Origin of the sequence: Kibdelosporangium persicum (assembly GCF_013280595.1) — a bacterium.
GTDB lineage: Bacteria > Actinomycetota > Actinomycetes > Mycobacteriales > Pseudonocardiaceae > Kibdelosporangium > Kibdelosporangium persicum.
In genome coordinates, this window is the sequence record NZ_JAAATY010000001.1 from 965,741 (window position 1) to 977,628 (window position 11,888).

Consider the following 11,888-nt stretch of genomic DNA (forward strand, 5'->3'; position numbering starts at 1 on the left):
TCGCACGTTCATGGTGTCGGCTTCACGGCTGACTCATGACGGGTCGACCTGCTTCCTGTGTCCGGCTAGACCAGATCCCTGGTCGTCTGTCGGTCGGGCCTCCGGCCCGATCTGGGCTCGCACCTCGGTGGTGTCGAGCGGTCCCTGGACGCGCAGCGCCCTGGGGAACGCCTTCTTCCGCTCAGCGGAGTCCAGGCACGCCGGTGCGGGGTGCAGCCAAGCGCCCCTCCCAGCGTGCCGCCGCCGCGGATCGGGAAGCAGCTTCCCGCCCTCGGCGACCACGCGCAGTAATTCCTCGGCCAGCGCCCTGGTCCGGCAGCCCACACACGTGCGAACGGGGCCGAGCCCTTCCGGGGGACCCTCTCGACGTGCGGGAACCGGCCCTCGACGACGACCTGCCAAGATTCTACCTACTACCGCCTACTCAGCCGAACCCGATGTCGGTCCGGCCGCGTTCGCGGCGGTCTCGGCGTCGCTCCGGATGTCGATACGCCACCCGGTCAGACGAGCGGCGAGCCTTGCGTTCTGGCCTTCTTTACCGATCGCGAGCGAGAGCTGGAAGTCCGGCACGATCACCCGTGCGGTCTTCGCCCGCTCGTCCACGACCCGTACGGAGACAACCTTCGCAGGTGAGAGGGCATTCCCGACGAACGTGGCCGGATCTTCCGAGTAGTCGATGATGTCGATCTTCTCACCGGCGAGCTCGCTCATCACATTTCGGACTCGAGCTCCCATCGGTCCGATACACGCGCCCTTGGCGTTGACGCCGGCGACCGTGGAGCGCACCGCGATCTTCGATCTGTGGCCTGCCTCACGTGCGACCGCCGGGATCTCGACGGTGCCGTCGGCGATCTCCGGCACCTCCAGCGCGAACAGCCTGCGGACCAGATTGGGGTGGGTCCGGGACAGCGTGATCTGCGGGCCGCGGGAACCGCGGGTGACGCCCAGTACGTAGCACTTGATCCGCACGCCGTGCTCGTAGCGCTCGCCCGGCACCTGCTCGACCTGAGGCAGCACGCCCTCGGTGTCACCGACCTGGACCACGACCATGCCGCGGGAGTTCGCCCGCGCGTCGCGCTGCACGACGCCCGCGACGATCTCGCCCTCCTTGGCGGAGAACTCGCCGAAGGTCTTCTCGTGCTCGGCGTCCCGCAGCCGCTGCAGGATGACCTGGCGCGCGGTGGTCGCGGCGATCCGGCCGAAGCCCTCCGGCGTGTCGTCCCACTCCTCGGCGATCTCGCCACCGGGGCCCAGCTTCTGGGCGAGCACGCGCACCACACCGGTCCGCCGGTCGATGTCGATCTTGGCGTGCGGCTCGTGGCCCTCGGTGTGCTTGTACGCCGTGAGCAGCGCGGTCTCGATGGCCTCGATGACCGTCTCGAAAGGAATGTCCTTGTCGCGCTCGATGGCGCGAAGTGCGGCGATGTCGACGTTCACCGTGTCCCCTCCTGGCTCCCGCCGCCCAGCCGGGCCAACTCCTCCGGCGGTGGTTGTTTGAACTCGACCTCCACGACGGCGTGGTCGACGGCGTCGAACGGCACCTGCCGCAGCTCGCCGCCGACGAGCATCTGCACGTCGTGTTCGCTGGTGTCGCCGACGCGTCCGGTGAACGTCTCGTCGCCCGCGCGCACCTTCACCAGGCGCAGCCGCGCCCGCCGCCAGTGCCTCGGCTTGGTCAGTGGCCGGTCCAGCCCCGGTGAGGTCACTTCCAGGGTGTACGGGCCACCAAGCACGTGATCGTGCTCGTCGAGCACCCCCGACAAGGTCCGGCTGACGCCGGCGACCTCGTCGAGCCCGATCCCGCTCTCGGCGTCCACCACCACCTTGACCAGGCTGCGACGACCCGCGCGCTGAACGTCGAGCTGCTCGAGCTCGAAGCCCGCCGCGCCAACGGCGTCCCGCACGACGGGCTCCAGCGCCGCCCCGGGATCACCTTGCTGGTTCGCCACGTCCGCCGCTCCTGTTCTGGATGATGGTCTCGATCATGTCCGAGTGTGTACAGCCCAGCGTATCTCGTCCAGCGGATACCGCCCGCCCACCCGAGGGGGTGCTGGCAGGATGACCGACTGTGAAGAGCGTTTCCCGGCGAGCCGTACTGGCCGTGATGACTGGGCTGGCCGTGCCGCTGGTGCCCGCGTGCACTTCCGAACCGGACCAGCCGCCGCCCCCGGATCCCTTGGCAGCACTGGCGGAGCAGGCGCGTAAGGACGCCGCCGCGGCGACCGCGCTCGCACAGTCCAGCCCCGATCTGGCGGCTGTCGCGGGCGAGGTGGCGAAGGCACGCACCGAGCACGCGGTCGCACTACAGGCCGAAGTGGACCGGGAACGTCCACCCACGGTGACCACGTCCGCCTCGCCGACCTCGGGCGCGCAGACCGCCCCCGCGACGAAGGCGACGATGATCGAAGCGCTGAAGGCGGCCGAGAAGCAGGCGGGCGAACTCGTCCCGTCCGTGCCGAGGTACCGGGCGGGTCTGCTCGGCTCGGTGGCCGCGGGCTGCGCGAGCCTGCGAGAGGTGATCGCATGACCCAGCCGAGCACGACCGCCGCGTCGGCCAAGGCCGTCCCCGGCGACTCCGTCGACGCGGTGCAGCAGGCCCTGGGCGCCGAACACGCGGCCATCTGGATCTACGGCCTGGTCAGCGCCTTCCTGCCGGCGGCGTTCAACAACCCGCTCAACGAGGGCGTGACCGCACACCGGGCCCGGCGCGACACGCTGGAACGGGCGTTGACGGCCGCCAAGGTCGAGCCCAGGCCGCCGGAGGCCGCGTACGTGTCGCCGAAGCCGGTGACCGACCAGGCGTCGAGCCTGGCGGTGCTGGCGATCGCGGAGTCGGACGCGACGGTGGCGTGGCGGTCCGTGCTGGAGCACACCGACGACGCGGACCTGCGCAAGACGGCTTTGGAGGCGTTGACGAGCTCGGCCGTGCGGGCAACGAGATGGCGCAAGACCGCGGGCGCCACCCCCGCCCACACCATAATGCCTGGTAAACCCTCGTGAGTGTTTATCGGTGTTCTAACCCTGATAAACACTCACGAGTCAGTTCTTGAGCTTGTCGCCGAAGGCCAGGGCGTCGGTGCTGATCTCTTCGAGTTTGGCCTCGTCCTGGTTCTTGCTGCCGCCCTCGAAGTCCGACTCGACGATGATCACGTCGTTGCCGCTGACCTTGGAGGCGAACGCGCCGCCGCCCAGCGACCTGAGTCCCGGCACCTTCACCCGGCCGTCCTTGACGAGGTCGTTGACGTTGCCGGTGCCGTCGGTCCTGGTCAGCTTCTCCAGCTCCTGCGCGTCGGCCGCGTTACTCATCCGCACCACAGCGACTGACGTGTAGGCCTTCCGGCCGTCGACCGTCGCGGTGTAGAGCTCACGGGTCACCCCGGTGCAGGGCTTGCGCTCGAAGAACTTCTTCACGTCCTCGTACGAGACACGCGCGCAGTTGCTGTCCCGCACCGGTTCGGAGACCAGTTCGTGCTTGACGAACCGGAACTTCGTCTGCGGCGAGGCGCTGTCGCTCGGCTGCGGCGAGGTCTCCGTGGAGTTGTTGCTCTGCTGGATCAGCCACCACAGCATGCCCGACACGACCGCGACGAGTACCAGGCCAAGGCCTTTGAGCACGTACTCCCGGGTCTTGTTCTGCCCAGGCTCCGGCGTGCGCCGCGGCGGCACCGGGTGTGACGGCACTCGCGGGATGCGCGTGGTCTGGTCCGGGCTGTGGTACTGCCCAGGGCGGTAGGAGTCGGACACGACAAGCACGGTACCCAGTGCCTCAGTCCCGCAGTGCCGCGAGTACCGATTCGATATCACCGGCGGTGTTGTAGAGGTGGCAGGCGAGCCGGACGCGACCTGCGCGGATACTGGATTTCACGCCCGCGGCCGCCAGTTTCCCCGCCGCGTCCGGGATGTCCAGCGACACGATCGCGGATCCCTTCGGCGCCAAGCCGAGCGCCACCAGCAGGCCGTCGGCCAGTCCGACGCAGTGGTCCCTGACCGCCTCGATGTCCAGGGAAGCCAGCCACGGCACCACAATCGCGGCGGTGAGCTGGGAGAACCACACGGGTGAGAGATCCAGCCTGCGCGCGTCCCCGGCCAGCCGCAAGGGAAGCCCGTACACCGCGGCCCACGGGTCCTCGCCGGCGTACCAGTTCGCCGCGATGGGAACGGTGCGCTCCAACGTTTCCGGCTTCACCGCCATCCAGGCGGCACCACGCGGCGACATCAACCATTTGTAGCAGGCACCGATGACCCAGTCGGCCCAGTCGAGCCGCAACGGCATCCAGCCGGCGGCCTGGGTGACGTCCAGCAGAACCTGGGTTCCGGAGGCGGCCGCCGCTTCACGTAACGATTCGAGATCGACGACGGCGCCGTCGGCCGACTGCACCACGCTGACCGCGACAAGATCAAAACGGTCCACATGCGACGGTAACTCGGCCAGCTCCACCTCGGTCACCGTGACGCCACGATATGCCTGCGAGGCAAAGGGAAACGTCACACTGGTGAACTCGCCGGCCGCGGTCACCACGCGCGTGCCGTCCGGAACACTCGCCGCGACGAGGCTGATCAACTGGGAAACACCGGCGCCCGAGGCGACCGCGCTCTCCTCGACACCGATCAGCGAACCCCACGCCTTGCGCGCGAGCCGGACGTCCGCGTCGAAATCACCCGGCGCGTCCGCACCGGACTGCCAGCGCCGCACCGCCTCCATGAGACCGTCGACGGCTACTTTCGGTGGTATCCCGATACTCGCCGTGTTGAGATACCCGGCTGGGACGTCGAACGACTGGCCGAATGCGATGCGCACGGCAGGGACGTTACCCGGCATGATCCCTGATATGTACAGCCAGGAGTTTCAGATCAGGACCGGATCGGGCGAAGTCGTGCACGACCTGACCGAACTGTGCACGAGGTTCCTGTCCGATGCGGACGCTTCGGACGGACTGCTGCACGTCTGGGTGCCGCACGCGACCGCGGGACTGGCAGTGATCGAGACGGGTGCGGGCAGTGACGACGACCTGTTGAGCGCGCTGGGCGACCTGCTGCCCAAGGACAATCGATGGCAGCACCGGCACGGCTCGCCGGGGCACGGCCGGGACCACGTTCTTCCCGCCTTCCTGCCGCCGTACGCGAGTGTGCCGGTGCTGGACGGCCGGATGGCCCTGGGCACGTGGCAGTCGGTGTGCCTAGTGGACACCAACGGGACAACCCGGTCCGCACCGTCCGCCTCAGTTTCCTGGCGGGCTGACACCGGCCAGAGGATCACCGCCAGCCCGGCCACGGCCATCGCGCCGAGCACGATCGATCCGGTCCCCACGTCCGGCGCGGAACCCGTGCCCTGCAACAGACTGCGCAGTCCTTCGGTCGAGAACCGGAACGGCGTCCACGACCACAGGACGTCCCGGTAGAACGGGTGCAGCAGTTCCGGCACCTGTCCGGCGACCGCGGGTGCGATCAGATACAGCGGCGCGAGCACCGCCGCGGCACGGATTCCGAGCAACCGCAGCAAAGCGCCCTGCACGCCGGTGAACGCGAGCGCGGCGAGCAGCATGAAGCCGAGCACGTCCCAGCCGAGCGGCAGGCGGGAGTCCCACAGCAGCAACAGAAGCACGACCACGCCGACGGACAGCACGCTGGCCGCCACCGGAAGCGTGACCCGGGTGGCCAGGCGCGGGGTCGCCCCGCTTCGCGTCTTCATGACGGTGAACAGCAATCCGGCGGCCAGACCGGCGATCCACAACAGAGCGCTCCCGGCCAACGGCGCGACACGACCGGCCACACTGGCCGGGTGCAGGGTGATCGTGCGAGGCGGTTGCCCTTTGCTCAGCGCCTGCGCCGCGCCTGTCAGCACCTGTTGCGCGACCTGCGTTCCGCCAGGGTTGATCGCACCCGACAGCACGACTGTGGCCGGTTCACCGAGTTCGAGGACGCCGTAGACCTCTTTGTCCTCAAGCAGTTGACGTCCTTCGGCCGGTGTCACGGCCCGCCACGCGACGTGCTCGCCGCCCTGTCTGGCGAGTTGGTCCGCCACCTGTGACGGGCCGGCGACCGCGAGCGGGACGTGGTCCGGGTCCACCGTGGCCTGCGCACCGAAGGTCAGTAGTCCGAGTACGGCCGCGACCAGTGCCCCGATCAGGCTCGCGGCCAGCGCCTTGGCGGTCATCGCCCCCACCTTTCTCATCGCTTGTTGAATTGAGCGGGAGCGTACGCCCGGACGGGCGCAAAAATCAACCATTGTTGAAATAACACCCCTGTCCAGCCGTGACGGTCACGAGCAGCTACCGTTCAGGTGTGGTTCTGCGACGGCCGACTCGGCTCCTGGTCACCATCGGCGTCGTCGCTGCGCTGCTCGTCGCGGGCGGGATCGCGGCGGCCTCGCTGCTCAGCCGCGGGCAGGACGTCCCGGTTGAGCACTTCGACGTGCCCTCGGCCGCGACACCGCACGACACGTGGCAGACAGTGACGGACACGGCGGCCAAGCTGGCCTTCGACGTGCCGCCGGACTGGGAGCTCGCCGACGAGGACGAGTCGCTCACCACGTCGAACGGCGTCAGGCTCGGCCACCTCGCCGACTGGGGCCGCTACACCTGCCAAGGCGCGGAGTACGGCCGCGCGTTCGCCGCGAGCGGTCTCGCGCAGCCCGACCGCAGGCCCGCCAAGGCCGCGGCCGAGCTCGCCGCCGCCGTGGCGGCCGACCAGTACAGCGACGGCCACCGCACGGCGGCGGTCAATGTCGGACGACCGCGACCACTTTCCGTGCAAGGCGCGCAGGGAGTGGTGGTGCGCGCCGACGCCACGCTCGCGGAACCGACTGATCAGTGCACTGGCAGCAAAGGCACGGTGACCGTGGTCGCGTTGGCCACCCAGGCGGGCAACGCGGTGCTGGTCGTGGCCGCGGACGTGACACCGGGCCCGCAGGAGCCCACTCCCCTCGCCGACACCGCCCGGCTGGACGCGATCGTCAAGAGCCTGCGCGTGGTCCAGTGATGCGGGTTCAGTGATCGTGCCGGGCCACCAGGGCCCGCAGGGCGGACATCTCAGCGGCGAGGGCTTCCCGCCCGGTCTCCGTGATGCTGACCCAGGTGCGTGGCCGCCTGCCTTCGTAGCCCTTCTCGATGTCCAGCAGCCCGGCTTCGTTGAGCACGGTGATGTGCCGCGAGAGGTTGCCGTTGGTCAGGTCCAGCGCCTCCCGCAGATAGCCGAACTCGACCCGTTTGGACTCCGCGGCGATGGTCAGGATGCCGAGCCGGTGCCGTTGGTGGACAACGTCATTGAGACCGTTGGTCGGATGCGCACTCATCACGCGGCACGCCTGGACTGAACGAGTGCGATCACGCCGCCGATGATAAGCACCGCCGCGGGCGGCGCCACATCCATCAGGGCGATCAGCCTGGTGTCGCTGCTGCCCACCAGCAGCCCCACACCTTGCAGGTTCGCGTGCAGGCTCACCGCGGTGAACAGCACGCCGGTCACGGCGATCAGCAGGCTGCGTTCCGCCCAGGCGAGCGCGAGCAGGGCGACCGCGATGATCAGCAGCCCGGCCAGCCCGTTGATCATGTAGACGGCGATCGTGGCGAACGCCACCATCGCGGACAACGCCGCCGCGAAGACACCGATCACCCGCAGGCGTCTCCACCGGGTGCCTGCGAAGATCGCCGTTCCGGACAGGGCGACCGCGCCGATCATGATCGGCAGGTTGATCTCCGGCCTGGAGTACAGGGAGGTGTCCAGAGTGGCGCTGACGATGTGGCTGAGCAGCCGTTCGCCGAACACCATGCCGACCAGGGCGGCCCCGGCCACGGTGAGGTAGCCACGCGTGTCGGTCTCGATGCCCGCGACATCGGCCCGTCTGCGGTACCACCACGCGGAAGCGGCGAAGCAGGTGACCAGCCCGAGCATCCAGTACCACTGGATCAGCACGTTGCTGCCACCCCAGCGCACCCACGGCCGTTCGAAGACCTCGAACGGTCCCCGCTCGATCAGCACGTGGCGCCCGTCCGGCGACATCGTCGGCCACGGATCCGACCCGTAGAGCACCGGAGCGACCAGGATGAGCCCGGCGAACAACAGCAACGGGAACGCGTGACCATGCCGGTCCTGCCTGACCTTGCGCCGAAGTTGCCGCAGGTCGTCCAGCAACTCAGCGGGGCTGTCACTCATCGCCCGGTTCCCTCTGAAGCATCTGACCCCCAAGTAGCTTGTTTCGCAGTCAAGTTTGTATTGCAAACCTGAATGTGTCAACGTCCGTCCCGATGAGCGGGTAGTCATGAGCAGCAGGCTGTGACACGCCGAAGAGGTCGCTCGATCGTGTCACTATGAGCACGTGGGTAACCGAACGCTCGTACTGTGGGATATCGACCTGACGCTGGTCGACCTCGCCGGGATCGGCCGGGAGTGGTACTCCGCCGCGCTGTCCAACGCGCTCGGCCTCACCCTCTCCTACCTGCCGACGTTTCCCGGCAGGACCGAACGGGCGATCACCCACGAGTTGCTGTCCGCGCACGGCGCGCAGGCCACCGAGGAGGAGATCCAGGCGATCTTCACCGAGCTGGTGACCATCGCCGAGGCCGACCAGCACCTGCTGCCGGAACGGGGACGGGTGCTGCCCGGAGTACTGGAGGTCGTGGCCGAACTCGGTGCCCGTGACCACGTCGTGCAGTCGCTGGTGACCGGCAACCTGCCCGAGGTCTCGCACGTCAAGCTGGCCCCGTTCGGCCTGCTCGAACACATCGACCTGGAGATCGGCGGGTACGGGTCGCTGTCGGCCGACCGCAGCGACCTGGTGTCCGCCGCGATGGACCTGGCCGCGCGGAAGCACGGCGGCTTCGAGCCCGAGTCGGTCGTCGTCATCGGCGACACCCCGCATGACGTGCAGGCCGCGCTGCACCACGGCGCCATCGCCATCGGCGTCGGTACAGGCAGGCACAGCTTGGCTTCACTGCGTGAGGCCGGGGCACACGCGGTGTTCCGTGACCTGTCCGACACTGAGAAAGTGCTTTCCGCAGTTCTTGACAGGCAGCTACTCGACGGTCGCTAGTCTCAGTGGCGTGAGTGCTCCAGGTGGGGGATACCAAGGACTCGGTTACTACGACGAGCCACAGCCGAAGAAGCCGACCGGCCTGATCGTGTCGGTCGTGGTGGCCGCCGTCGTGGTGGTCGGCCTCGTGATGACGCTGCTGATCGTGAACCCGACCAGCCAGGTCGCCGGTGAACCGCTGGCCGTGGCCAACCCGACCCTGCCCGCCCCGTCGTCGACGCGGTCGGGCCCGTCGAACAACCCGCTGCAGCCCAAGGCCACCGGCGCGCCGAAGGTCGAGGGCTGGAAGGTGATCGCGGTCAACGACGGCCGGGAGCTGCAGACCACCAAGGCGTACGACGTGCCGCAGACCTGGGAGCCACTCACTTCCAACGCCTCGTTCGGCTCGGGTGACGGCAAGTTCACCATCTACACGCCGGCGATCTACATGAAGGGCTTCTGCTCGGGCGTGCCCAGCTCGTTCCGCGCCCTGGCCGGCCTGCTGACCGTGCAGAACAGCGGGGACAACGCCGCGCAGTCGATCGCGGCGGCGCAACGCCTGGCCGACGGCGTGTACACGACCAAGGCGGGCGCGAAGCCCAAGGTCACCATGGGCCAGCCGCAGCCGGTGGTGGTCGACCGGGACAAGAAGGCGCACACCGTCACGGCGAAGCTGGCGATCACGCCGGGGCCCGAGGACAAGTGCCCGGTGACGTCGGCCGCGGTCAGCGTCGTGGTGCTGGAGTCCAAGCCGACCGACAAGACCAGCGTGGTCGTGGCCGCGTTCGCCGACCAGGGCATTCCCGAGGCCACCGCCGAGGGCGACCTGCAGAAGATCGTGACGAGCCTGCACCCGGCCAACTGATCGGGGCGCAGGCTCCACCTGGACATCAGGTCTCACGGGACAGGCCCGGCACTCACGCGGAGTGCCGGGCCTGTTCGTGGATCAGCGGCGGTAGTCCCACGTCTTGCCGTTGGACAGGTCGTGGTCGATGTTCCCGTTCTGGAACACGCTCCGGCGGATGGTTCCGCCTGCCGATTTCTCGTCTTCGAGCGGGTAGCCGAGATACGACTTCTCCCAGCCCAACGACGACCAGTGCGTCCGGATCGCGCCGTACACCAGGTGTGCCCCGGTGTTCGGGCTCCAGTAGATCGACGCGCCGTCGGTGAAGTGGTTGAACGCGCCGATGCCGTCCGGGGTGCCGGTCGCGTCCTGCACCGGCAGCTTCCACTTGTGCCCGCCCACGGACTGGAACTTGGTCAGGATCGGTCCCCAGACGTTGTGCACGCCGGTCGCCTGGCTCCAGTACGCCCGCGAGTTGTTGAAGTCCTTGTACCGCACGCCACCCTCGACGACCTCGGCGCCCTTCGACGCACCGATGAAGGTGCGCCACGCGTCGTCGTTGTGCCAGCGCAGCATGATCTGCGTGGTGATGATCGGGTTCGGGCCGACCACGCTCCACGTCGACTCGGTCTTGAACGCGGACTGGGTGTCCCACGGATTCTGGCCGCTTTCGTTGGCGGCGTACAACGCGGCGCCGTAGTGCCGCAGGAAACGACCGGGCAGGGCCTTGGACTCCAACGACACACCAGAACCAGAGTGGCCCAGCTTCGGGCACCACGTGGCGTCCTTCTTGAACACGTCACTGCCATCACTGGCGTGCAACTTCACCCGCTGATCCTGCTGACGCAGATAGCTACCGACCTTCGTGGCCGACTCGAACGAGTAGCAGGCCGCGTCGGCCAGGCCGGTGACGACCTTCCAGGTCGCCTCGCCCAGCGGCGCTTCACCTGCTGTGGTGCTGGGTGTTCCCGGCGTGATGACCGCGTCGCCACCGCCGGTCCGCACATGCCAGCCCTTCACCCCCGGCGTCGTGGTCATCAACGCCTGGTTGAGCACGGCATACTGCGTCTCCGACAAGAACCTCGTGACATCCGCCGCAGTACCCGCCAGCGCGGCGTTGGCCGCGGCGACCAAACGCGGCCGCACCCGGCCTGCTTCGGCCTTGGCCTTGATCTCACGGACCTTCTGCCGGTCAGCCTCCTCACGCAGAGCCTTCTCCCGAGCAGCGTCACGCTCATCGGCCGCCTTCATACCGGTGTCGATGAACGCCTTCCAATCCGCCGGATTGGTACTGCGCAACGCGGCGTCCGCGGCGTTCTTCACCTCGATGTGCCGCGGCTGCGCCAGCTCCGGCGTGGTCAGCAACTGACGGATGAAATTGTCGTCCGACAGCGTCAGCCAGCCTTCCGGCGCGATGATCCCCAGCAGCGCGGCCGCGTTCTTCTTCGCCTGCTTGGCAGCCAGAATCCGCGCGGCCTCCTCGCTTTCCTGCTTGGCCTTCTCGATCGCGTCGCGCTGGTCCTCGATGTGCAGGGTGTAGATCGTGGTGGTGATGAACGTCTTCCACGCCACCGCGTCACCACCCCACGCGTCCACCGCGCCCTGCTTGACCTTCGGGCCGGTCGAGCGGCGCCACACCTGGTAGACGAAGTTCTGGTCGTTGCCGTCCAGCATCGCCGCATCCGCCGGGATCTCCGCGAACGCCGCCGCGTTCTGCCGCGCCTCCCGCGCCTGACGCGCCTCTTCCGTACGCCGGGCATACTCAATATGGTCACGATCGACAAAATCATGAATACCAGTACGGATGAACGCCGTCGCATCCGGCGCATCCGGCGTATCCACCACAATCCGGTAAACCCGGTAAGCCTCAGCCTTCGTCAGCGGATACTTGTCCGGACTGATCCGGTCATACACCCGGAACACGAAATTCTTGTCCGACAACATCAACCACTCATCGGTCGCCTCACCGACCTCGATCGCGCGCACCGCACGGACCTTCTCCACCTCAGTGGACTCCGGCATCGCGGTGGCCGCCGG

Annotated in this window: 13 protein-coding genes and 1 pseudogene; 6 read left to right on the top strand and 8 right to left on the bottom strand. The window is 68.2% G+C overall.

Annotation, left to right across the window (positions count from 1 at the left end; all coding sequences use genetic code 11):
* Positions 1–33: 33 nt before the first annotated feature.
* The 3 genes from GC106_RS04430 to rimP all read right to left on the bottom strand — a co-directional run bounded on the left by GC106_RS04430 (position 34) and on the right by rimP (position 1,949).
* Complete coding sequence (locus tag GC106_RS04430) at positions 34–324, bottom strand: YlxR family protein (protein ID WP_312872408.1); 291 nt, start codon at positions 322–324, stop codon at positions 34–36.
* Positions 325–420: 96 nt separating this feature from the next.
* Positions 421–1,437, bottom strand: a complete 1,017-nt coding sequence (gene nusA, locus GC106_RS04435) for a transcription termination factor NusA (RefSeq protein WP_173124524.1) — start codon at positions 1,435–1,437, stop codon at positions 421–423.
* The gene (gene rimP, locus GC106_RS04440) at positions 1,434–1,949 is read right to left on the bottom strand and encodes a ribosome maturation factor RimP (RefSeq protein ID WP_173124526.1); all 516 of its coding nucleotides are present in this window, start codon (positions 1,947–1,949) and stop codon (positions 1,434–1,436) included. The genes nusA and rimP overlap by 4 nt, the downstream gene beginning before the upstream one ends.
* A gap of 119 nt (positions 1,950–2,068) precedes the next feature.
* Between rimP and GC106_RS47525 the strand changes: the two genes are divergently transcribed.
* Together GC106_RS47525 and GC106_RS47530 are read left to right on the top strand one after the other, a co-directional pair.
* Positions 2,069–2,527 (top strand): hypothetical protein, encoded by a 459-nt coding sequence (locus GC106_RS47525; protein WP_312872410.1) that lies wholly within the window; start codon positions 2,069–2,071, stop codon positions 2,525–2,527.
* A complete protein-coding gene (locus tag GC106_RS47530) occupies positions 2,524–3,000 on the top strand; it encodes a ferritin-like domain-containing protein (protein WP_246364633.1) in 477 nt (158 codons plus the stop codon). The genes GC106_RS47525 and GC106_RS47530 overlap by 4 nt, the downstream gene beginning before the upstream one ends.
* A 39-nt stretch (positions 3,001–3,039) precedes the next feature.
* On the opposite strand, the gene GC106_RS04450 is transcribed toward GC106_RS47530, so the two are convergent.
* Positions 3,040–3,744 (bottom strand): hypothetical protein, encoded by a 705-nt coding sequence (locus tag GC106_RS04450; RefSeq protein WP_173124528.1) that lies wholly within the window; start codon positions 3,742–3,744, stop codon positions 3,040–3,042.
* Between the two features lie 22 nt (positions 3,745–3,766).
* Positions 3,767–4,798 (bottom strand): aminotransferase class V-fold PLP-dependent enzyme, encoded by a 1,032-nt coding sequence (locus GC106_RS04455; protein ID WP_173124530.1) that lies wholly within the window; start codon positions 4,796–4,798, stop codon positions 3,767–3,769.
* A gap of 31 nt (positions 4,799–4,829) precedes the next feature.
* Between GC106_RS04455 and GC106_RS04460 the strand changes: the two are divergent.
* Together GC106_RS04460 and GC106_RS04465 are read left to right on the top strand one after the other, a co-directional pair.
* Positions 4,830–5,239, top strand: a pseudogene (locus GC106_RS04460) (secondary thiamine-phosphate synthase enzyme YjbQ).
* A gap of 1,043 nt (positions 5,240–6,282) precedes the next feature.
* Entirely contained in the window at positions 6,283–6,978 is a 696-nt protein-coding gene (locus GC106_RS04465) for a DUF8017 domain-containing protein (RefSeq protein WP_173124532.1), read from the top strand.
* A 7-nt stretch (positions 6,979–6,985) separates the two neighbouring features.
* Here the strand turns inward: GC106_RS04465 and GC106_RS04470 are convergent, their stop codons facing one another.
* Together GC106_RS04470 and GC106_RS04475 are read right to left on the bottom strand one after the other, a co-directional pair.
* Positions 6,986–7,291, bottom strand: a complete 306-nt coding sequence (locus tag GC106_RS04470; protein ID WP_173124534.1) for a winged helix-turn-helix domain-containing protein — start codon at positions 7,289–7,291, stop codon at positions 6,986–6,988.
* Positions 7,291–8,151 (bottom strand): hypothetical protein, encoded by an 861-nt coding sequence (locus GC106_RS04475; protein WP_173124536.1) that lies wholly within the window; start codon positions 8,149–8,151, stop codon positions 7,291–7,293. Before GC106_RS04475 ends, GC106_RS04470 begins: the two co-directional genes overlap by 1 nt.
* A 163-nt stretch (positions 8,152–8,314) precedes the next feature.
* Here GC106_RS04475 and GC106_RS04480 point away from each other — a divergent pair, with 163 nt between their 5' ends.
* Both GC106_RS04480 and GC106_RS04485 read left to right on the top strand, forming a co-directional pair.
* Positions 8,315–9,028 carry an HAD family hydrolase gene (locus GC106_RS04480; RefSeq protein WP_173124538.1) on the top strand — a complete coding sequence of 238 codons (714 nt, stop codon included), beginning with the start codon at positions 8,315–8,317 and terminating at the stop codon, positions 9,026–9,028.
* 10 nt (positions 9,029–9,038) lie between these two features.
* On the top strand, positions 9,039–9,872 hold the full coding sequence (locus GC106_RS04485) for a DUF8017 domain-containing protein (protein WP_173124540.1): 834 nt from the start codon (positions 9,039–9,041) through the stop codon (positions 9,870–9,872).
* Between the two features lie 81 nt (positions 9,873–9,953).
* Here GC106_RS04485 and GC106_RS04490 read toward each other — a convergent pair.
* Positions 9,954–11,888 (bottom strand): AbfB domain-containing protein (locus GC106_RS04490; protein WP_173124542.1); only part of this gene is annotated, 1,935 nt, incomplete at its 5' end.

Bases quoted from the DNA above. Each gene is read 5' to 3' on its own strand.
- GC106_RS04475 (WP_173124536.1), bottom strand. From the start codon at position 8,151: ATGAGTGACAGCCCCGCTGAGTTGCTGGACGACCTGCGGCAACTTCGG.
- GC106_RS47530 (WP_246364633.1), top strand. From the start codon at position 2,524: ATGACCCAGCCGAGCACGACCGCCGCGTCGGCCAAGGCCGTCCCCGGC.
- GC106_RS04470 (WP_173124534.1), bottom strand. From the start codon at position 7,291: ATGAGTGCGCATCCGACCAACGGTCTCAATGACGTTGTCCACCAACGG.